General features: G+C 45.8%; 18 protein-coding genes. 5 read left to right on the top strand and 13 right to left on the bottom strand.

Annotated features, from left to right (window positions below; translation table 11 throughout):
• The first annotated feature begins 33 nt into the window (after positions 1–33).
• The 3 genes from ICL55_RS25870 (at position 34) to ICL55_RS25860 (ending at position 3168) form a co-directional block, all read left to right on the top strand.
• Positions 34–1260 carry a hypothetical protein gene (locus ICL55_RS25870; protein ID WP_188102941.1) on the top strand — a complete coding sequence of 409 codons (1227 nt, stop codon included), beginning with the start codon at positions 34–36 and terminating at the stop codon, positions 1258–1260.
• Between the two features lie 183 nt (positions 1261–1443).
• Positions 1444–2094 carry an ATPase gene (locus ICL55_RS25865; protein ID WP_188102939.1) on the top strand — a complete coding sequence of 217 codons (651 nt, stop codon included), beginning with the start codon at positions 1444–1446 and terminating at the stop codon, positions 2092–2094.
• A gap of 33 nt (positions 2095–2127) precedes the next feature.
• Entirely contained in the window at positions 2128–3168 is a 1041-nt protein-coding gene (locus ICL55_RS25860; RefSeq protein WP_188102936.1) for a PDDEXK nuclease domain-containing protein, read from the top strand.
• Between the two features lie 75 nt (positions 3169–3243).
• On the opposite strand, the gene ICL55_RS25855 is transcribed toward ICL55_RS25860, so the two are convergent.
• From ICL55_RS25855 to ICL55_RS25825, 7 genes are all read right to left on the bottom strand, one after another.
• Positions 3244–4233: a DUF4407 domain-containing protein gene (locus tag ICL55_RS25855; RefSeq protein ID WP_188102934.1), complete on the bottom strand. Its 990-nt coding sequence runs from the start codon at positions 4231–4233 to the stop codon at positions 3244–3246.
• Between the two features lie 11 nt (positions 4234–4244).
• Entirely contained in the window at positions 4245–4811 is a 567-nt protein-coding gene (locus ICL55_RS25850) for a hypothetical protein (RefSeq protein ID WP_188102931.1), read from the bottom strand.
• A gap of 10 nt (positions 4812–4821) precedes the next feature.
• The gene (locus ICL55_RS25845) at positions 4822–5226 is read right to left on the bottom strand and encodes a hypothetical protein (RefSeq protein WP_246496586.1); all 405 of its coding nucleotides are present in this window, start codon (positions 5224–5226) and stop codon (positions 4822–4824) included.
• Positions 5227–5525: 299 nt separating this feature from the next.
• Positions 5526–5735, bottom strand: a complete 210-nt coding sequence (locus ICL55_RS25840) for a hypothetical protein (RefSeq protein WP_188102929.1) — start codon at positions 5733–5735, stop codon at positions 5526–5528.
• A 107-nt stretch (positions 5736–5842) separates the two neighbouring features.
• Complete coding sequence (locus ICL55_RS25835; protein WP_188102927.1) at positions 5843–6508, bottom strand: response regulator; 666 nt, start codon at positions 6506–6508, stop codon at positions 5843–5845.
• A 5-nt stretch (positions 6509–6513) separates the two neighbouring features.
• Positions 6514–8181 (bottom strand): tetratricopeptide repeat protein, encoded by a 1668-nt coding sequence (locus tag ICL55_RS25830; protein ID WP_188102925.1) that lies wholly within the window; start codon positions 8179–8181, stop codon positions 6514–6516.
• 106 nt (positions 8182–8287) lie between these two features.
• Entirely contained in the window at positions 8288–8437 is a 150-nt protein-coding gene (locus ICL55_RS25825) for a hypothetical protein (protein ID WP_188102923.1), read from the bottom strand.
• Between the two features lie 360 nt (positions 8438–8797).
• On the opposite strand from ICL55_RS25825, the gene ICL55_RS25820 reads away from it, so the two are divergent.
• Entirely contained in the window at positions 8798–9796 is a 999-nt protein-coding gene (locus ICL55_RS25820) for a hypothetical protein (protein WP_188102921.1), read from the top strand.
• A gap of 89 nt (positions 9797–9885) precedes the next feature.
• Here the strand turns inward: ICL55_RS25820 and ICL55_RS25815 are convergent, their stop codons facing one another.
• Positions 9886–11253, bottom strand: a complete 1368-nt coding sequence (locus ICL55_RS25815; protein ID WP_188102919.1) for a DUF4236 domain-containing protein — start codon at positions 11251–11253, stop codon at positions 9886–9888.
• Between the two features lie 654 nt (positions 11254–11907).
• On the opposite strand from ICL55_RS25815, the gene ICL55_RS25810 reads away from it, so the two are divergent.
• On the top strand, positions 11908–13668 hold the full coding sequence (locus ICL55_RS25810; RefSeq protein ID WP_188102917.1) for a M57 family metalloprotease: 1761 nt from the start codon (positions 11908–11910) through the stop codon (positions 13666–13668).
• Between the two features lie 67 nt (positions 13669–13735).
• Here ICL55_RS25810 and ICL55_RS25805 read toward each other — a convergent pair whose 3' ends face one another.
• From ICL55_RS25805 to ICL55_RS25785, 5 genes are all read right to left on the bottom strand, one after another.
• Positions 13736–14758 (bottom strand): endo alpha-1,4 polygalactosaminidase, encoded by a 1023-nt coding sequence (locus ICL55_RS25805; protein WP_188102915.1) that lies wholly within the window; start codon positions 14756–14758, stop codon positions 13736–13738.
• Between the two features lie 154 nt (positions 14759–14912).
• Positions 14913–15458, bottom strand: coding sequence for a hypothetical protein (locus ICL55_RS25800; RefSeq protein WP_188102913.1), 546 nt, complete (start codon positions 15456–15458; stop codon positions 14913–14915).
• 29 nt (positions 15459–15487) lie between these two features.
• On the bottom strand, positions 15488–16510 hold the full coding sequence (locus tag ICL55_RS25795) for a hypothetical protein (protein ID WP_188102911.1): 1023 nt from the start codon (positions 16508–16510) through the stop codon (positions 15488–15490).
• 41 nt (positions 16511–16551) lie between these two features.
• Complete coding sequence (locus ICL55_RS25790) at positions 16552–17223, bottom strand: hypothetical protein (RefSeq protein ID WP_188102909.1); 672 nt, start codon at positions 17221–17223, stop codon at positions 16552–16554.
• Between the two features lie 182 nt (positions 17224–17405).
• Positions 17406–20996, bottom strand: coding sequence for a TOMM system kinase/cyclase fusion protein (locus tag ICL55_RS25785; RefSeq protein WP_188102906.1), 3591 nt, complete (start codon positions 20994–20996; stop codon positions 17406–17408).
• Between the last annotated feature and the right edge of the window lie 9 nt (positions 20997–21005).

Raw genomic sequence — 21005 nt, 5'->3', positions numbered from 1 at the left:
CATAGTTATGTAAAACATTTAAACTACAGTATTATGATGCAACAGCATTATCCTTTTTCTCAACTCGAAAAAGTAGTACGCATAGACTTAAAAGAACTGAGCTTACAGCAAAAACAACCAGACAGAAATTTCTTCTTTTTTATTACCAATGATATAGCCTCCCAAAAGGAAGACATATTACTTTTCTTTGGGCAACTGCATAACCTTGGCGATCAAAAACAAACTACACAGCACATCCGGCAATATCAGCGTCAATTGGTATCATTACTAGATCAAACAACGATGTACCTGCAGGAAGAAGCCTTCACCGACATCGAAAAACCGTCAACGAACGCAACCCTGACAAATCTCATCAAAATTATCCACGGTTATCTTAAAGAACTACTAACCTTTATAGAACACCACTTTAAACATTATCTGGACACTGACTGTAAAATTCCCGTTACAACGTTGCTGGCTGCGCAGGAATCTTTTACGGTCAAATTGGATTTTATTGAAAATGAATTAAAAAAACGTCAAGTCGATGAAAACCTGCTTCTAATTACACTTCTCCCTTTCCACGATCTGATAAAAACTGATTACCGAGGTCATAACATCAGCTATCATCAGCTCTTCTATCTACAGGAATTTGAACGAAATCTTGTTCAACTAGTGGCATACCATAAATGTGATATAACTATCACCGAAAAGCTACAGGATATACTACATTACCTCAACTTTAATGATATACATTATTTCCGGTATTGGACGGATTTAGTCCATACCGAAATTCAAGAGTTGCCAACAGTCCGTGAAAAACTTGACAAACTTCTATTCCTTCAAAAGCAGATCAACCAAATAGTTGTTAAATCTGACGCAATTTTCTGCAAAACATACTTTTCTCTCCAAAACCAATTAAATACATGGCTATCTGTAGAAATAAGTTATCAAACAAACAAGGAAACACTTGACGGCAGCGGCACAGTTCCGGACGAACTTGCCCGTTGGAAAGATTTTAAGGTCAATACCACACTTACCGTAGCGCAACTGGGACTATTGGTCAGATTGTGTGTGGACCAAGGTATTTTCCAAATTAAAACCGGACAAAGAACCAAAACGCTGGACTTTTTCTCGTATTACTTCTCAACTCCCCAACAGAAAAATATTTCAGCCGGCAGCCTACGGAGTGATTTTTATACACCAGATGCAGCAACAATAAAAGGCGTAACGAGTATCCTAATTGACCTGATAAATAAAGCTAAAACATTAGTCGCATTATAAATATATTAAAGAAAAAATTATATAAAATTAATACACTAATTATCAAATAGTTATAATGGGTATCGCTACCCTCGTGACTGTTCTCACATTGATTATTTCTTTTCCTTTGCTGCCGTCAATCAAAATCAGCTATTATGAACAAAGTCATAGTAGTTCAAATTATTCATTTTCCAAAATAAAAAAATGGCAGAAACACCAAACAAAAGTAAAACTATCCATCCTTTTTATGACTATACCCAAATCACTCATTTGCTTGAAGAATGCGGAAAACGTATCTACGGCCCACATTTCCAAATAGATAAAATAGATTATCCTGTAGTACACAAACTGCTGATATACCACCTGCAAGATGAAGTAAGCGCTGCGAACGAAGGAATAGACCTTCATAAAGGAATTCTACTTACCGGCAAAATTGGTTGCGGCAAAACGACTCTCATGACACTTATGCAGCCATTATGTACAGATGTTCATCAGTATCATATTGTTTCCTGTCGGGATATTAGCTTTGAATTCGGCAAAATTGGATTTGACATCATCTATAAATATAGCCATAACGCATTCCACCGCTCTTCAAATATGCCAAAGGTATACTGCTTCGATGATTGGGGATTAGAAGCCAATACAATCCATAGAGGAAATACCTGTAATGCAGTTGCTGAAATTCTACTATCCCGGTATGAGTTATTCATCAGCAAAAAAATGCTTACTCATGTAACTACTAACTTAAATAGTCAGAAACTGGAGGATACCTATGGTCTTCAGCTATCCAGCAGAATAAGAACCATGTTCAATATGATAGCATTCGATGTTAACACAAGAGATAAAAGAAACTAGCCGCTCAGTTAAATTTAAAATCCAGTATTTTCTATGACTGCTAACACACTATTAATAAAGCAAGCTGTGAGCCTTTTGGAAGCAGCCAGACATCAGGCAGTAAAACAGACCAACAGTCTGATGGCACTTACCTATTTCTATCTTGGCTACCTGATCGTTGAACATGAGCAAAAGGGACAATCCAAAGCCACTTACGGTGCATCAACGATCAAACATCTGAGTAAAGCACTTTGTAAAAAATTTGGGAATGGCTTCTCTGAACGAAATCTCGAACAAATAAGGGCATTCTTTATAATGTATAAAAATCGTCAGAAACAATTGGCAATTCCGCAGACAGCGTCTGCGGAATCTGTCAAAATACGGCTGGAACGTCCTGCCACCAAAGTATTCCCTTTGTCGTGGTCACACTATGTTTTGTTATGCAGAATAAAGGATAATAATGAACGCTCATTCTATGAAATAGAAGCTACCCATAACAACTGGGGTGTGCGGGAGTTGCTGCGTCAAATCAACAGTAACCTTTTCGAAAGACTCATACTAAGTAAAGACAAAAGAAAAATACAGGAACTCGCAAAAAAAGGCCAAATTGTTGAAAAACCGGAGGATATACTTAAAACACCGTATATACTGGAATTTTTAGGGCTGGATGATAAAAATTGCTATACCGAGTCTGATCTGGAAAAAGCCATCATTGATAAAATTGAGCATTTTCTGCTAGAAATGGGAAAGGGGTTTCTTTTTCAGGGCAGGCAGGTCAGATTCTCCTTTGACGAAGAAAATTTCTTTGTGGATCTCGTGCTATATAACCGCCTTTTACAATGCTTCGTATTGATTGATCTGAAAATAGGAAAACTAAAACATCAAGATATTGGTCAAATGCAGATGTATGTAAATTATTACGATAGGTACATAAAAGTCTCTCATGAAAAACCCACCGTGGGAATTATCATTTGCAAGGACAAAAGTGATGCTATAATTGAAATCACCTTACCCAAGGATAATAAAACCATCTTTGCAAAGGAATATAAATTATATCTACCTACCAAGGCAGAACTGAAAAAGATAATTGAATGAGACGATACAAAAGCCGTACAAGACCTTAAGGCTTGTACGGCTTCAGTTTGATTTTATTTAGATACTACCCAACTTTCAAATCCTTTCTGCAAGCGCATCGAGCCGCCGCATCTGCAAGTTCATATGGTGTAATACCACCTTTTCATAATCATTAGGCCCGTCGCTCATTTTACCGAACAACACCAACATCTCTATAAAAAAGAAAAACGACACCCAAAGCAACCAGAATGTTAATGCAACACCGGATTCGGTTATTATTTGCCACATGATCTTTAACTCGTCCAAAAAACCAGTACTCGCTTTCATTTCCTGTTCAAGTGCAGGCTTGATGTGAAGCAGCTCATCCTCCTTCTGGCTTTTTTGCAACCGCATGGCGCCAATGACAGAATCAAGGGACGGTATCAGGGTTATTTTGGGATTTGGCACCAGCGTAGTAGCAACCGTACCTTCCACTACCGTTTTCCAGATAGTCGTATCCCTGCCTGACGCAGATACTCTCCGTTCAGGCACCTGTTTCCTGGCAGTTTGCGTGGTTGAAACAGTTGTGGTTGGACGTTTGCTTATATCCGCCACGTAATTCTCTTTTTCCTGTTCCTTTTTATTGATCGTCGTGTCCAGTGCGGCAATTTGTCTCCTCAACTCTTCTGTTTTAGAAGGCAATAGCCTATCTACTTTTTCTGAAACGTAGACGTTCTTCTCGACCTCAATATCTTTTGCAAACAATATCTGATCAATGATCACAGCACCCAGAAAAGACATCACGAAAGCCAGCAATATCCTCGAAATTCGCAGCAACCAACCCGGTTTAACGGATAAGACGATCTGCTTTTCCACCTGCACAATAATCACAGTGGAGAGCCCTGCCGCCAGCAGGCAACCCGGCACACTGAGTGACAAGTATCGCTGCGCAAAAGTGAATCCTATAAAAAACCACAGAATACAAACGATCAGCATCGCTGCCGTATACTTCTTCACAGATTTAAAAGCAGCCTCGCTACAATTTCGCAAAATATTATAGTTATATCCGGTCATGAAGCAGCCGAAACGGATCCATAGATGTTTCATAACACTTGACTTTAAAAGTTTTTATTCAGAATGAGGTGACTTGAAATGGCCGCCAGACCATTTCTGAATCCACGGGTGTAACTGATGATGATGCCATGCCCTACTCCTTCGTTAATCTTCGCCTGTTCTTCAATTTCCTTCACCTGATGGATATGACTCTCGGCAATTTCTTTCTTGATGGTAAGCTCCTCAACGGTATCTATCATTCCACTTCTGCTCCTGCTCGAGATGTGGAAATTGATTTGTCGGATAAAGTCCTCGTAAAATGTTTTCACCTTTCGGATAGACCTTTCCAGGTCATTCTTCAAGGCTATCACATTTTGGTCCAGGTGAGTTGCATCGGGATTTATCAGTGCATCCTCATATCCCTTGGACTCATAATTTTTGTCAAGAAATTCGTATAAAAGATGTATTCCACCATTGAGCGGCGCAACCGATTTTTCGACGGGTTCTTCTTTTTCCGGGACATCTTTTTCAATGAAAGTTGTCTCCGGGATATCCGGTATTGCGTTGTCGATCATCATGGTGTGGGTATGCCCATTTTGGCGTTTCCGATTGAAAATATCAAATAAGCCCATACATGTTTTATTAAATGGTGATTGTTGGCACTTTATATTTACTATGCCCTTTGGTATGACAGGGTTCGCAAAGCGTGATGAGTAAATGGCCGGGGTAGTCCCACGGGAGGCGGAACTGCTGCAGGTTTGCTATAAAGTGATATTGCCGGTGATGCACCTGCAAATCTTTATCGCTATGGCAATGGATACACCGATGCCCATCACGGTGCAGGATTTCCTTTCGTTTCGTCTTCCAGTTGGGATGAAATAAAAGTGCGCCGTAACTGCCGTGAGATTTACCCTCCTGGAAACCTACCTTCTGAGGTTCCGCCGGGAGAGAATTTGAAGGAATACCCTTTCGGATATATCTGCTGTAGGAGTGGTCTCCTTTAAACTGCAAATACTTATGTGGTACGTTGTTGGGAGTTGTCATCATAACACAGGATGAGTTTTTATGAAAATAGGGGGCCGGTTGCCGCTGATTTATTGCTCCCACTTACAAAGCGTTCTGGTGATCTTTGCTTCCTCCAGAGAAACACGGATAATCTGATGTTTGCAATTACCTAGTCCGCGGCAGTTCGAATTATAATGATATCTTGTAGCACCCCTGCTGTCACAGATATATACCATTACCTGGTTGCAGTGGACATGGCTTATGAGCAGCCAGGCATATAGGAGTTTCATGGTTCGATTGATTCTGAAGAAAGGGGGTTACAAAAAAATTGACATTATCCTTTAGCTGGTATGACATAGCCAGCAACAATCTACACAGCCGTTCGATTTTTCATAACGTTTCTTTGCCTCCCGAACAGCTTCCTGACAAGTTTCAAATTCACCCAGATAAGTCCTGTTATGCATCATGGGAAAATAGTAACAGGTGTCAACATGAATTTCATGATCGCCGTTGGATTGAGCGTTGTTGTTTACATAGTATTTCTGCTTCATAAAGTTGTTGTTGTTAAAATTTATGAGACAAAAATATATCAGGTCAATTACCATTTTTTACGGAAAACCGTAATCTGGTATTTTCCGTTGAAATTTTTCAAAGATGCTTATATAGCACCAATGTCTTTACAATAAGCCACCAGCTGCTCATTTTTAGTAAAGCCCAGTACTGATTTCATGTGATTAAGCTTTTTTTCTATGCTGCTTAAGCCAGATGGCGTTATCCCTTTACGCTGAAGATACACAGGGATATCTTTCTGTAGCGTCCCCTGTGCCAGCAGCTGTATGATCGTGATATCAACATCGGAAAATGAGTAAGTGTTCTTTTTATCGATCAGCTGGCTGATATGACGCGGAAAATAACGCCGGTGCCGGCCTATTTCATGAATGGCCTCTTTAAGCTCCCGCGCATCGTTTCGGGCTTTGCGTACAAAGCCGTCGATTTCATAGTTATTGTAAAGCTGCTCGATAACGGTTGGCCTGTTTTCTGCCGAGAAAACCAGGACATTCAGATCTGGCTGTTCCTTCCTGGCGGCAGTAATCAACTCCATACCATTGGCCAGTGTCTGTTTATGGCCATCTGGCTCAAAAGACAAATCGGTAATAAGAAGATCGAAAGAGCTTCCGGCTTTAACTGCTTGTATTATCCTGTTCAAAGCATCATCACAATAATAGGCGTATGCTATATCAGTGATGCCCAATTCTTCCAGCGTTTTCTGTACGGAGATATTAGCGCTTTCGTGATCTTCTGCAATAAGTATTTTTGTAATCATATGTACTAAGCTATTGGGAAGGAAATATGAATTTTTACTCCTTTAACAGGATGTTCAAATCTATATTTCCCGCCAATTCTTTTAATACGGGTTTCCGTATTCTTCAGTCCATTCCCATACGTAACTTGCGCAGGAATACCGATACCATTATCGGTATAGAGGATTTGAACCTGGTCGTTTTGAGATTCGAACTTTATCATCACGGAACTGGCCTGACTATGCTTTTTCATATTAACCATCAATTCCTGCAGAATATGTTCCACTTCGTGCTGTATCTGCGTATTGATCCGGTTCCAGAGCACAGGACCGTTGCCAAAGATCAGGACCTTGATATGATCGGAGCTAAATGACTCCAACAAATTGTCAATTTTATCAGGAAAAGGAATCGTTGAGATAGTGGGGGTTTCATAGGAGATATCGCGGGATCGTTCATACAGCACCTCAATCTTATCGATCAATTCCTCTTTGTCTACAGCCGTTTTATACTCAAGGTCTGCCATGATGCGGTACAAGCCATTAGCCACCACATCATGCACTTTCTGGGAGGTTTTAAGTTGATTTTCCTGTATCGTCTGCCGGGATTTAAACTCTATTTGTTGCCGGCGCCTACGGGACCTAAGGATTAAAACAATTCCACCGGCGCTGAAAAACAGGATGGTAAGTACTAATACGAACCGTTGTATGACCAATTGGGTTTTCCTTTGTGCATTATCCTTTTGGAGCTGGAGATTATCGGCTTTACTTTTTGCGGCCTCGTACCGGATTAATGCAAATTGGTTTTTGGCTGCGTTCTTTGCCGTTTGGATACTATCCGTCAGGTATTGGTAGCGGATAAAATAAGGTTTCAACAAATTGGCGGGACTAAGTGTAATAAGTTTTGAAAGGGCTTCTACTTCGTCGTCCGGACTATTCATTTCCCTGGCAATTTCGTATCTTCTCACGGCATAATAGAGTGCTGAATCAGGTAAGGATAGCGAATAATAGTCCGACAGATGTGCGTAGCTGGCATTAAGTCCCCTGATATCGTTTGAATCCCTACGGATTTGTAACGCCCGTTGCAGCTCAGGCCCGGCAGGATACGTGGAATCTTTCAACCATTTGGTTTTGGCATAGTTGGAGAGTACCCGGGCATATTCTTTTTTCTTATCCTTACTCTTAGCCAGCAGGGATTTGTACATATCGATGGCCTGATCATAGTCGCCTTTCTTCTGGTAAGTAAGGGCGATACCGTTTAAGGCAATGGTTTCGTCACCTGTCTGCTTAATATATTTAAGCGCCTGACGATAATAGTCGATAGCTGCTTCGTAGTTTTTGAGATCGAGACAGATATTACCCAGTTCATGATAATTTGACATCAGACATTCCTGGTCTTTCGTTTTGTGTTCATCCAGATAAGTAAGGGATTTCAACAGGCTTTCCTGTCCCCCGTAATGGTCGCCCTCATATGCCTGGATGATTCCCATATAAGTATAGGCCATGGCAATTTTCAGGCTGTCTGTAGCTGATGTTGCAACGAGATTAAAGTAATAAAAGGCAGAATCGTTATTCTTATTGAAAAAAGATTCTCCTTTTTCCAACGTGGGTGCAGAGATGGGTTGCGGGTGCTCCCGATTGGATGTGCAGGCTAAAAGGCTGCCGAGGAGTATGGGCAGGATGATGGTTGAGGGACGCACGATGGATTATTTCTCTTAAAAGTATCGAATTTCTTCATTTTGAGAGCATTATTATTGACGGGTAATAAAAAAAAGTGAGGCAAGAAATTTCTTGCCTCACGGAAAATTATGGATTGGGTTTCCTTGGAGGAATTGTTCCGGTTTCGCCACCGGTATCATCCAAAGTAGTAACCTGTTCGCCATTGTTATGATGACCGTTATTGGAATGACCGGGATGCAGGAATGCCAGGAAAAGGCTTATTATAATAGTAAACATTGTTTTAGTTTTTGAATTGTGAAGCAATAGGCTGCCGGTTGCCGGGGCTGCCGGCAGCAGAGTTTTGAAATAGTGAAGAAGCGCTTCTTGCTTTTTGGGAAGGATGGGTGAGGATTACGGAAGCTGTTGACCGCTTCCCAAGCCGGTAACCGGCTTCCGCTTTCTTAACCCTGGGTGAACCGGTCCTGTACAGAGAACCTCTTAGCTAAGGAGGTATTTACCCGATTGCAAAACAAAGATAGATTGAGATAAATGGTTGATTTACAAACAATTCCAATAATTCCAGTAATTCCTGGTATTCCACTTTTAATTCCGGGAATGCGGATCTGATTCCGATTATTCAGTTCTATAATTTCATTTATGGCGACATTTTTTATTGACTACCAGCAACTGGTCATGCAAGCCTATGAACGAAAGAAGGCAAACAATGCACTACCCCACGGTCTGATGCACCTGACACCTGCGAAACTCAAAGACGAATGCGTGAAGAGATGTACTAATGATGTAAGCAAGCGAGATGAAAAGGCCATCAGGGATTTTTGTGGAGATTTGAATGAATCGAAAAGCTGTCATGTTATCCTTCAACGATGCGACACGGATAAGTTCAGGCCGTTGGTCAATTACCTAAAGGGAAAGTCTGAAAAGCCCGGTGAGAAGAATATTGAGCTCCTGGCCTGGTTAATTGACTTTCCAGGCAGGCCCTGGGAAAACGGGAAAACGATTTCCGGTGATGAACGAATAGAGGAAAACCCGGCGTTAGATAATACCAGCCCGGTAATAGAAAACGAGGTGTCAAGGCCAATCCACCCCATCGATATATCTGCAACGGAAGTGGATAAACCAACTGAAAATCCGGTAATTCCGGAAAATCCGATAATTCCGATCAGGATAGATGATTCAAAAAGGAGGGAGCGTACAGACATTAAAATCGTAGAAACCAATGCTCCACGGAAAACAAGGGAGAAATCCACGAAAACGCTGGCAGCAGCAGTAATGTTATCGCTGGTGGTGGGAACGGGGGGCATGTGGTGGTGGAAGGATAAAATTCAGCCACCGGGCTCAGGCACCTGCATGTTTTGGCAGGAAGATCATTATGAGCCTGTTGCCTGTAACAAGGCCATGCCGAATGTGAGGATCGTACCGTTAGATTCCATGAAGTTGAAATATTTCAGGAAAATAACCAGCCCGGACACGATCACCTATCAGGCCATAGGAAAAGTCTGGTATTCTAAAATAAAAGGCAAAATGGAGTATTATACCTTACCCGGCGAACATCCGGTGGTGTTTGGCTATCAGTTGAGACCCATTACTGCTCATATGATCGAAGCACACATTCTATCGGGCGTGAGCGCGAAATAGACCCGGAGGTCAGGCCTTTTATCTCTGCCAAAAGAAAAAGCCTTCAGACCTAATGATCTGAAGGCTTTTTCTTTTGGGTAACCATTTTTTTACTGGTAACAAGCTCCCACCCTCTCCTGCAAAGCACCTATTTTTAGAATAAAACCAGCAAAATCATCCATAGCAGACTGTTTTGAAGTGGCTATCGTCTCAAACACGCCGGTATCTGATGTAAACGTATACTCCGAATAGGCACATACCGGAAGCTTACGATTATTATTGAACCGCCTGTCCGGCCCCCCTGATTTATTGACATATTGCCACGTGTAGTCAACCACTCTTGCGTCACCAGGCAACATATCCGATTCGATAAAGTCAGTAACACGACCAGTTATATGCAAATTCTTATAATATATGGCAGCAAAAGCGCTTCCACGTTTTACCAGCAACCGCTCCGGTAAAAAATATAGTTCCAGATTGTGAAGTGAGATATAGGGAATAGCCACATTGGTAACAAAATAAGGAATCGGTATCTTATTCTCAGATATGCCCCTTATCCTCAGTCTTCTAATCAGATTACCCGCCCCGGCATGTCGCTTATAATCTGTTGTACGCTGGGTATTCAGATATTGCCAGATTCTGGAAGACCGGGAAAAGGTAACAAAATGAGCCTTGAATTGCTGGTATACCTGTTCGTACTTATCATCCATGGCGTAATGCAGTTCCATCGTAAACCTTTTCCTATCTACCCTTTTCAACCAGCGAATAAGAAAAACAAAACCAAGTATCCACAAAACAATTTCATATCCCAGATACTCATTCACCAGATACGATTCTTCCTCTTTTACCTCATCATAAGAAAGATGGCTAATTTCAGCCAGATCACGGCTGACATAACCGGAAGAATCCGACACCCCTACCTTAAGCCATTGTCGATTGGAAGTGTCCAGCAATATATATTTCTGATCATAGGTAGCTGTTTCTAAAATCCTGGATTTTACATTGGGCTCTTTTCGGATATTAGCGCCGTTTACGGCCACTACTCTTACAAAAGTAGTATCTGTTGCCGGCTGTATTATTCTGTCCCGTTTACCCCAGGAGCTAAATAGTAATACTGCCAATAAAAGAAGTAATGGTAATTTTGCCCCCTTTGCATAGGAGACTTTTGCACATTTCTGGTTCAGTTCAGTAATGAATGACTGAGAATCTGTATCTGTCAACTCTTCTACTGCGGCAGAAGTTATATTATTATGTCGTTCACCTGGTGATGTCTCAAAGGAGGGAGGAGATAAGGGGGAAACAGGAGCAGACACCTTCTGCCGGTAGCTGATACCATACGCGCTCAGGTTGACGTATGTTCCGCGGGGACCAGTATTGATGCGCGCTCCTTTACCCCCTACGGAATAACTGACGCCACTTTTGGAAAAGTTCATCCTGAATGGTCCGGCGCTAATAGATTTACGGAATGACCAACCCATAATAAATCGTTTTTCTTTTGGAGAAAGGAATTACATTTTGAGGTTTACAAAACAAAGGATATTTAAAAATGGCGGAAGGAAAATGGCAATATATATTCGTTCTTGTATTACCTCGAATGACATGTGGGGGAACATATTTTACAGCCATCGGCTGTTAGATAGATTTTTCGTGCTGCCCTTACTGCATCCTGGCAGGCATAAAACTCTCCGAGCAACACTCTGTGTTCCGGCTTAGGGAGCGCTCGGCAGGTTTCACAATGGACTTCCTGATCTCCATTAGCTTGTTGAATTAAGGATACGTAATACTTCGTTTTCATAAAACTCCACTTAGTTTCTTCTAATTTCATAAACATCATTTAGTGTCACATCAAAACTAGATAATGAAAAATGCCGATCATTACGGGAAACCGTCTTTGGAGAAATTTTAAGGGACCAATCATCCCGGAGATGATTGGTCCCTCTTTTATTTTCGCTTCCCAGCATCCATATTACTGATTTGGTCTGCGAGATAGCCATGCTCCCCACCTGTGACCCCGTAGCACCCATCCCGCCTATATTTACGCCACTATCCCGATAAAGCTTTTCCCTAAAGTATAACCCAAAAGCCTGGCGCTGTATTCCTCTTCATTTCATGTAGCTAAAAATCTGTCCCTTATGCAAAAAAAATTCATCTTCTTCCTATGTTGTCTGCTCATTTTTCAGAGCATTTCCTGTAAACGTGATGATCCAGGTAACTCCGGCCCTGTCGATGCTTCCGTTCTTGCCCGTATCAGGGCATTAGGCTTCAATACCAAAGACCTGCAACGTATCGACAGTGGTTATCTCGTAGAGCGGGATATTCTGCTGTATGAACGCGACCTGGGACCGGCAGGCCCTGCTCTCCGGGTGGCAGCAACAGAGCAGTACAGAACAACGCAACTGGTAGGTGGTTTACCACGTGAATTGAGGGTACGTACCGTAAACCTCAGCAGTGTGTATGTCGCGGCGGTGCAGCAGGCCATCAATAATTACAACGCGCTGAACCTCGACCTCACTTTTAAATACGTAACCACCACTACGGCGGACATTACCGTGCAGGGCGCTTGCCTTAGCGCAGGTCAACTGGGTTTTTCGGGATTCCCGGTTAACGGTCACCCTTATCCGACTATTACCATCAATACCTGCTCATCGCAATTGGGCAACAACGTGGATTTTATCAGGCATGTGGTGGAACATGAGATGGGCCATACCATTGGGTTGCGGCATACCGACTGGAACAATTCCAGCTACAGCTGCGGTAGTGGCAGCAACGAGGGAGCTGGTACTGCCGGCGCTATCCCTATTCCGGGTACACCTACGGGCCCCGATGCCGGCTCTTTTATGCTGGCGTGTTACAGCCTGGGCACCACCGGTGACCCCAGTGGCAGCTTTACCGCCAACGATCGCCTCGCCCTGGAATACCTCTATCGCGTTCCGGTGGATGCTCCTTGTTATTCCCCTCCGGTGGCCATTTCCAGAGATGCGAATAACATGAGCGTTTTTGCCATTGGTCCTGCCGGTAACCTGATGCACAAATCCTGGAACAACACCGGCAAATGGTCCAGATGGCAACCACTGGGACCTGTCTCCTCTATCCCGGCGGCGGTAGCGCGGGCTGGCGGCTACATGGATGTTTTTGCCAAAGGACCTTCCAATAATCTGATACACATCTCATGGACAGCCTTCAAAGGATGGTCTACCTGGGAAAACCTGGGCGGCAGTATCGCCGATGCGCCGGTAGTGAATGCCAGAACACCCGGCGTGATCAGTGTCTTTGCCAGAAGCGCCGGTAACACCCTCGTTACCAGGACCTGGACCAGCGGCACCGGATGGTCTGCCTGGGAAGACCTGGGCGGTATACTCACCTCGCAACCCGCGGTGGCTTCCAGCGGCGCGAATATCCTGCATGTATTCGCCCAAACAACCAATAACAATCTGACGCAGATAAGCTGGTCTACTACCGGAGGATGGTCTACATGGAATAATCTTGGCGGTAATATTGCCGGTGCTCCGGCGGTCAATGCCAGCACAACGCAACTTCTACATGTCTTCGCCCGCAGTAGTACCAACAGCCTGGTTACGCTGAATTGGGTAGAAGGTACGGGATGGAGTGCCTGGAGCGACCTGGGAGGCACACTGTCCTCCGATCCTGTTGTAGTAGCCAGGGATGCCAATAATCTGCAGGTCTTTGCCAGGAATGGCAGCGCCCTGATCAATTTCAACCGGACCGGCACCGGTTGGTCATCTTCCGTCAACCTCGGCGGTCCTATTAATGCCATCCCTGCAGCTATTTCAAGGGGACCTAACTTTGTTGATGTATTTGCTGCTAATGCTACGATCATGACCACCACTTATTGGATAAGTGGTAGCGGATGGTCTGCCTGGGGAAATATTTAAATTGGTGTCGGAGCAAATTAAAAAAGGCGAATCCTGTCGATTCGCCTTTTTTTATCATCCACTATTTTCATTGCGGATTTTCCCAATATCCGGAAGCATCCACCGGATCGAGGTAGGTGCCATCAAAACCGGCGTCCAGTAATTTTTGCGTATAGGAGTCAGCGTTACCATAGATATAGGCTTTCCATTCCGGCATCCAGTAACGAACATAGTAATTACCTTCCCATTCAGGGTCCAGTGCGGCCATCCATGCCGGATGCTGTGTATTCCACTCCGGCTTCCAATACCAGCGGTAATCTTCTGCCTGTCCCATGCTCATATAAGCCAGTACTAAGCGTTTGCCACCATTCTTTTTCACTTTGAGTGAGTTGATCTGCGCGGCAGTCCAGGTATTTTTTCCTCCCGCCGGCGGGAAAGCGTCGATGATCAGCACATCATAGTTGGTTGCTTTCAGCTTGGCGATATACTGATCATCAGGAGAGATCAGGTAAAGGAAATTTTTAGCGTCTGCCAATGTGTTGATGTTGTTCGCGTTTTCATGATTGGGCGCACCGGCAGGAATAGTTTGCAGTTGACGGCTGGCGGTGGCAAAAGAGATAAATCCGTTGGCTTCGTTCTTTTGATAAGAGGCAGCCATCAACGGCGCCTGGCTGCAATAGTCGGTAACAAGCACGGTCAGGTGGTTGGTGGTAGCCCGTTTGCCAAATCGTACCCATTCCTGGGTAACAGCAGCAGGCGTAACGGCATTGTCCTTGTTCTCGTAGCCGTAGTACAACTCCTCTCTGCCAATACCATTGAGCGCGTTGAGGTAGTCCGGTACAATAGGATCAGACGTGTCGCCGGTGGTCGTCAGCAGTTCTGTGCTGTTTTGTGCTACCACTATAAATCCGGGTTTACGCGTTCTTGCCCAGGCGCTGATTTCCTGAATGAAGTTGCGTAATTCCTGCCGGTAATTGATCTGTTCTGTACTGACTTTAGGTGATGTTTTACTGACAGTTTTGTTGTCTTCTGATTGTTCTTTTTTACTGCATGATGAAAAGCTCAATAGGCCCATCATGGCAAAGGTGAGGATACTACAAAATAAACGCATGGTGTAAAGGGTTTTAGGTTTTCCGGATATATGACGATGGAAACATCTAAAACCCTCTGTCACGTATCAACATTTTTTTACACACGACAACAATACGCCGCATTCCTTCCGAAGAAGGAATACGGCGCGCGCTTTCGCATACATACTACATCTATCACGGCCAGATAACCCCTTCCTGGTCTTCGCTGATCCAGGGCTTGCCATCGCAGCTGGTGCCGGGATGTGCTGCCAGGCAGGCTTTAATCCACATGGCGCCTACCTGGTGACTTTTAACTTTGGTAGGTGTGCAATAAATTGTTCCGGTATCGTCCTGATACAGCTGATAAGCCGGATATCCGTCTTTAGTACTGGCGATGTCGGCCTCCGGCCTTGCAGCGAAGTATTCGAGGCGGTTCCGGCCCACATATACATCTTCCAGCATACAAGCCACGGTAACATAACCGTTGCCTGTGCTCAGGCGCCATTCGTTGGGCGTGTTGCTATGGAGGGTCCAGTTGCCTGAACCATGGTGATAGTTCAGCGTGGCGGCTGCAAATCCTCCTTCGGTGCTCACCGCTATCTGAAAAGTATAATCGTTGTTAAGGGTTACGTTGACGGTCCGTACATAGTCCGGCGCCAGGGTAAATTGATCCGGCACATCGACCATCCAGTCCTGTGTGGATTGGGATCTGTTAGCCCATCTAAGGATGAAGTTTGCCATAATTAATTGGGATTAAAGGGTTAAAAATTTCAGGCCCATTTGATCGTAAATAACTCCGACAAATTTTTAGGCCTTGTTTCTTTACCTCCGGCGGGTTTGGTATTGGAGGTATTACCGGTGTTGATAATAGTGGCCGGTCCTTCTTTACCGGTCAGGATAGGCTTGTCTGTGGAGAATGACAACGGATGGTCATGTTTGAGGAATTCATCTTCTTCCAGGGTTCCCACGTTATCGCCTTTGATCGTACCGCCGAGGGGCTTACGTTGACCGGCATCCGGATCGACGCCCGCACCATGGTCCCAGGCTCTGCTAAAGTATCCCCGCATATCGGGTAAGAGCGACCGCTTGTTGGGGCCGGTGCCAAAACGGCCGTTGATGACGCTGTTCAGCCGGGAAAAATCAAGGCCCAGTTCCGCCGCCGGATTACAGAGCGACAATTCTTCTGCCGGAGGACTATCGGTAGCGATATATTGTCTTCGCTCTCCGATAATTCCCTGCACCGTGCAGGGAAGATTGTCCAGCGCCACCGCACCTACATTGGCACACATGCTGTACACCGCGATCTTCGCAAAAGGCGTGGCACAACCCACGGTCACAAGTACAGCGGTGGACTTAGGATGGATGGTCAGTTGTACTACCATCTCCGTCAGACCGCTGCCTTTACGGGCAATTGTGCCGGCGTCTATTCCGTCTGTCAGCGAAAGCGTCACTTCCGCCCCCGAAGGAATATTCAGTATAGCCTTTACCGTTACCTGCCTGCCAGCGAGCACGGATTGCCAGCGCGGGAATTCATGGAGAGCCTGGGCAAAACGCATTGGGCTGTTATCCTCGCTTTTCGTAATGATACAGGTGTTATTGGCCGGGTCAAAGCCGATCTTGCCATTCCTTCCGGGATCAAGGTATATCCAGCCATCAGGGGAATTGTAAGTGACGTCATTCCCTACTATGACTTTATTGCTGTAATACCGGAAATCGTAGTTATAGACAAGGTTTCTTTGTTGCATGGCTAGTAACAGGGACTGCATCGTAACAGTACCACATACAGTTTCCATAGTGCTTCTTTTAGCCGGAGAAAAGGCCCCGGCAATGGGGTTTACAAAATAGGCTCAATAAACGAAATAAGGGCTTCCGTGGCTCTGATATTGTCGGTAGACAAGAACTTACCAGAGTTACTGTCATACGCTACAGACAAACTGTTCACCCCATCACCATATTTGAGCTGGGTCATGGGAGATGTTACCAGCGAAACAACAGTATTGCTGATTACCTGAGACTGGAGCCAGATATAAACCGTGGTAAAGGGAGTCATAGTGGCAGTACTGGACAGCAGTACAGGAACTGCAGACAGCGCATTGCCTATAATGTCGGTTCCATTGACAGTAGCATCCTGGTACAGACCTACCGTCATGTAGGGTTGTGGATCATATTTATTCAAAAGGGCATATGCGTCCGGACTACCGCCACTCACCGGCCCTTTGATATTAGCAGAAGGTTCCAGGGTATACAACTTGTTCCTGGCAGCACCTATCGGTGTAGCAGATAACTGCTCCAGCTTGGCACCATTTTCTACTTTGGAAGTAGAAGCATAGATACCATATTCTTCACCCCAGCCAAGCTTGTTGGAGCGCATGGGCCTAAATACCTGCCAGGCAACATTGGGACTAGAGCCTCCGGTGGGTTTTGCCACTACCACATTACTACCAGTAGCGTACAGGATATCCAGCTGTGCCTGGGTAAACTGCACTGATAAACTATAATCAGCCATCTTATTAAAATTTTAAAGTATTACCTACTCTTTTCAGGCTTTTCGGTATCCGCCTGCTGATAGTCAATCCGGAGCTCCATTGACTTGCTGTTTCAAAGCTAACCAGCGGTATAAAAAATTCCTATTTCAACATATTTCAGTCGATACCGCAGAACAGCTTCATCCGTAAAAATTGAAACGCGCTATGGCAGGCAGGTAGTGGTGGGGAAAGGATTGATAGCAGTAGCTGATGTGCTGTTGATATAAAAAGACCGGCGGAGGGGAGCGATACGCCGCATCACCATCCCCTGCTGTTTTTCCGCCATTTGCTGCGATAAGGCCAGGTATTTGCGGGCAATGGCATAGGCCTGCTTACCGGCGCCTGCCAGCGATAACAAACGATAGGTTTCGGTGATATATGATTGTCCATCCGAACTGTTCACGAAACGCAAACAATCCTGTACCCGGCTTTCTGCGGTGGCATAATGCCGGAAAACCGCTTCCATGGCAGCCATGGCAGCATCCCAGCAACTGCGGACAGTCGCTGTGCCGGCAGCGGTTCGCTCATCCTGACTGGCCGGATCATACAACGCCAGCGCTTTCTCCAGTACGGCAGCGGCCTCCTTAAACCGGCCATCATTAAACAATTGCAGCCCAAGAAAAACAGCAGAAACGATCGCGTATTTTATGTCCTGCAACGCCAACGACTGCTCATATAACCGCTGTGCCACCATGGCGGCCATTTTCCAGTCGCCCCGCATGGCGTAGTAACTCGTATAAATAAACATGCCGGGAAGCAGCTGCTCCTGTGCGGGCACCTGTTCATACAACCGGTACATGATATCCAGTTGCTCGCCTACGGTAGTAGCCCCATATCCTTCCACAATCACCAGATTGGAAAGCAGGTATTGCCGGATAGCCAGTTCAGTGATATGATCGTCGGGCAGCTCCCGCAGCCATTTCAGCGCCTGTTCACAAAGCGGGATACATTCCCGGTTGGCCGATGTGCTGATCAGTTGCTGAATACCCGTCAATTGCCACTCAATGGCCGCGGCCACATTTCCTGCACCATACAGATGTTGCGCGAGGGCATTCACCGCCAGCACATCCGGCTGCCCGTCGGGATCTATGGCCGCTATCAGCTCCTCTGCAATACGGGCGTGCGCCTGTTCCCGCGCCGGTACCGGCTGACTGTCATACGTCACCTCACAAAAAAGCATGTGCCGGAACACATACCACAACCCTTTCTCCGTCCGTAAAGGAACAATGATATCGGCGGCTGTCAGTGTCTGCAAGTCATTCCATACACTACAGACTTCTTTCATGGCGACTTTCATCAACAGGCGGGAAGAGAATTCCCGTCCTATCGTTGCGGCCAGCTGCGCCGTTTCTCTGGCGCCACCGGCCTGGTCCAGCTTTGCATGTAACAGCTCTTTCAGCGTCAGCGGCACACCGGGCTGCCGGCCATCATCCACAAGATGATAAGTGTCCCGCATCGCCACCAGCCACCCTTCTGCCAGTAACAGCTGTAGCAGCTCTTCAATAAAAAACGGTACGCCGTCTGTATGCTGCATCACATAATGCAGCGAAGCGGTGGCTATCTTTTTTCCTTCCCCCAGCTGCTCCTCTATCATGTCTCTCGCAGCACATACATCCAGGGGGCCCAGTGAGAGTTGGGTAAACGAAGTACTGTCCCATTCGGGTGTAAATGCTGTTCTGGCTGAAAGCAGGAACAGTCCGCCGTTCTCTTCTTTTCCGGCAATCATGTCCGCCAGCAACTCCCGGCTGCTGGGATCCATCCAATGCAGATCTTCTAACAGCAATACATATTTTTTCTTTCGGGAGATATTTCCCATCATTTTTTTTAACGCCTGAAAGAGGATCTTTTTCTGCTCTGCCGGCGCTGTCTGCAGCGGTGGATATTTGTCGGTAAAAGGGAATCCGAGATACGATAACAGCACCGGCAAGGTAACGGCCGGGTCGCAACCGGCAACAGCCAACAGCTGTTCCAGCAGCGGCACAATCCGATCTCCCGCGTGCTGATATAACCCATAATACTGACGGATAATTTCCATGAAAGGAAACAAGGCGATATGCCGATGCTCTGGCAAACAGCGACGCTCCATCAGGGTAACGGCCGTCATTTTTTTCCGGGCTTCCAACAGCAACCTCGATTTGCCGATGCCGGCGTCACCGGTGACCAACACGATCTTTTTCCTGACAACATCCACCTGCTCAAAATGCCGGATAATGGTATCCAGCGCGGCAGTCCGGCCATGCATGGAGCGGTTGGCCGCTACGGCGTATAGCTGCGAAAATGCCTCCGCGCGGCGCTCTTTCAGTACGTAGAACGTTTCCTGCACCGGCAAAAACGCCTCTCCTGCCACCGCATGGCCCTTTTCCAGTTCTGCAAAGGTGGCGATCAAGGCAGCGGTACTACCGGTAACGAGTATACGATTGGCCGGCGTATAGGGTAGCAACCTGAATCCTGTATTGGCGGTAGTGCCTTCCGGCACTCTGTTTCGCCGCGAAATAATGGTGCCGGTATGTATGGTCTGTCTGGTCTCCAACACGACTCTCTTTTGTTCATATAGCGCCAGGCTGCATTGCTGCATATTGCCCAATACCTCCAGTGCGGTCCGGCAGGCCATGCGTGCATCATTATCTGTTGTATGTGGATAACCGAAATAAATCAGCAGATGATCGGCCATCATGCCTTTCACAAAACCGCCGAAACGAGCTGCTATAGCAGCACAGGTGCTTAGCTGCCGGTGTTGTAATTCCTCCAGCATCTCCTCCTCCGGATGGGTACCCAAACAGCCCGGTACATCCAGTTTTATACACAGTACAGTAATCAGTCGTTTTTCCCGTTTTTCATAGTTCCATGCCAGCATGTTATTCATTGTTCCGGTGTGGGAGGATTTCAGCAGGTTATCCACAGGCGCCGTCAGCGGCGGACCTATGAAGTCCATGGCGGCCAGTTCCTGCAGCAACTGATGTGCGTCCCCTGCTCTGTTAACTGCTTTTTTCTCCAGCACCCTTTGTAGCAATCCGGTCAATGGATGGCCGACGATGAAATCCGGCAGCGGCACAGGGTCGGGGCTTAACTGTTGCGCATATACGGCGGCGGCGGTAAGGCCGTTCACAACAGGCGTACCGGTGATACATTCTGTCAGCAATAACCCCCAGGCATAAAGATCGGACCGTGTGGTGGGCGGTTCTCCCCGCAACTGCTCCGGCGCACAATAGGCAGGGGTACCGGCGGTATCATCTACCGGAAAACTATCTCCCATAAAAGCACCAATGCCAAAATCCAACACCTTGGCATAGGGTCTGGCGCCGGGTTGTGTGATCATAATATTCTCCGGCTTCAGGTCGCGATGCACAATGCCCATGCCGTGCGCGCAGGCCAGCGCGTCCAGTACCTGCCCCATCAGTTCTACTGCCAGCGGGAGGTTGATGGCACCTTCCTGTTGCAGGAACTGTTTCAGGGTAATACCGGCAATGTATTCAAAAACAACAAAAGGCAGGTGGTCACCGGTATAACCGGTATCCAGTAATTTTACAATATAAGGGTGGTTGATTTCTGCACAGATCCGTACTTCTCTGTCAAATCGTTCCTGCAACTGCCTGCCTGACAATAAATGCCCTTTTATCAGTTTAATGGCCACATACTGACGGGTAGCCTTTTGCACGGCCTTATACACACTGCTGTGCATACCATCGCACAACACTTCCACGATGTTGTAATATTCCATGGAGGGAAACGGGTGATGTTCTGAGGGTTCTTCCATAAGGAATGC

The sequence above is a fragment of the Chitinophaga varians genome (assembly GCF_014529945.1).
GTDB lineage: Bacteria > Bacteroidota > Bacteroidia > Chitinophagales > Chitinophagaceae > Chitinophaga > Chitinophaga varians.
The sequence above is the reverse complement of the archived record's forward strand: the minus strand, read 5'-3'. Positions and strand labels throughout refer to the sequence as shown.

Excerpts from the sequence above, each read along its gene's own strand:
- ICL55_RS25870 (WP_188102941.1), top strand. The coding sequence starts at position 34 with ATGATGCAACAGCATTATCCTTTTTCTCAACTCGAAAAAGTAGTACGC.
- ICL55_RS25865 (WP_188102939.1), top strand. The coding sequence starts at position 1,444 with ATGGCAGAAACACCAAACAAAAGTAAAACTATCCATCCTTTTTATGAC.
- ICL55_RS25860 (WP_188102936.1), top strand. The coding sequence starts at position 2,128 with ATGACTGCTAACACACTATTAATAAAGCAAGCTGTGAGCCTTTTGGAA.
- ICL55_RS25855 (WP_188102934.1), bottom strand. The coding sequence starts at position 4,233 with ATGAAACATCTATGGATCCGTTTCGGCTGCTTCATGACCGGATATAAC.
- ICL55_RS25850 (WP_188102931.1), bottom strand. The coding sequence starts at position 4,811 with ATGGGCTTATTTGATATTTTCAATCGGAAACGCCAAAATGGGCATACC.
- ICL55_RS25845 (WP_246496586.1), bottom strand. The coding sequence starts at position 5,226 with ATGATGACAACTCCCAACAACGTACCACATAAGTATTTGCAGTTTAAA.
- ICL55_RS25840 (WP_188102929.1), bottom strand. The coding sequence starts at position 5,735 with ATGAAGCAGAAATACTATGTAAACAACAACGCTCAATCCAACGGCGAT.
- ICL55_RS25835 (WP_188102927.1), bottom strand. The coding sequence starts at position 6,508 with ATGATTACAAAAATACTTATTGCAGAAGATCACGAAAGCGCTAATATC.
- ICL55_RS25825 (WP_188102923.1), bottom strand. The coding sequence starts at position 8,437 with ATGTTTACTATTATAATAAGCCTTTTCCTGGCATTCCTGCATCCCGGT.
- ICL55_RS25820 (WP_188102921.1), top strand. The coding sequence starts at position 8,798 with ATGGCGACATTTTTTATTGACTACCAGCAACTGGTCATGCAAGCCTAT.
- ICL55_RS25815 (WP_188102919.1), bottom strand. The coding sequence starts at position 11,253 with ATGGGTTGGTCATTCCGTAAATCTATTAGCGCCGGACCATTCAGGATG.
- ICL55_RS25810 (WP_188102917.1), top strand. The coding sequence starts at position 11,908 with ATGCAAAAAAAATTCATCTTCTTCCTATGTTGTCTGCTCATTTTTCAG.
- ICL55_RS25805 (WP_188102915.1), bottom strand. The coding sequence starts at position 14,758 with ATGCGTTTATTTTGTAGTATCCTCACCTTTGCCATGATGGGCCTATTG.
- ICL55_RS25800 (WP_188102913.1), bottom strand. The coding sequence starts at position 15,458 with ATGGCAAACTTCATCCTTAGATGGGCTAACAGATCCCAATCCACACAG.
- ICL55_RS25795 (WP_188102911.1), bottom strand. The coding sequence starts at position 16,510 with ATGGAAACTGTATGTGGTACTGTTACGATGCAGTCCCTGTTACTAGCC.
- ICL55_RS25790 (WP_188102909.1), bottom strand. The coding sequence starts at position 17,223 with ATGGCTGATTATAGTTTATCAGTGCAGTTTACCCAGGCACAGCTGGAT.
- ICL55_RS25785 (WP_188102906.1), bottom strand. The coding sequence starts at position 20,996 with ATGGAAGAACCCTCAGAACATCACCCGTTTCCCTCCATGGAATATTAC.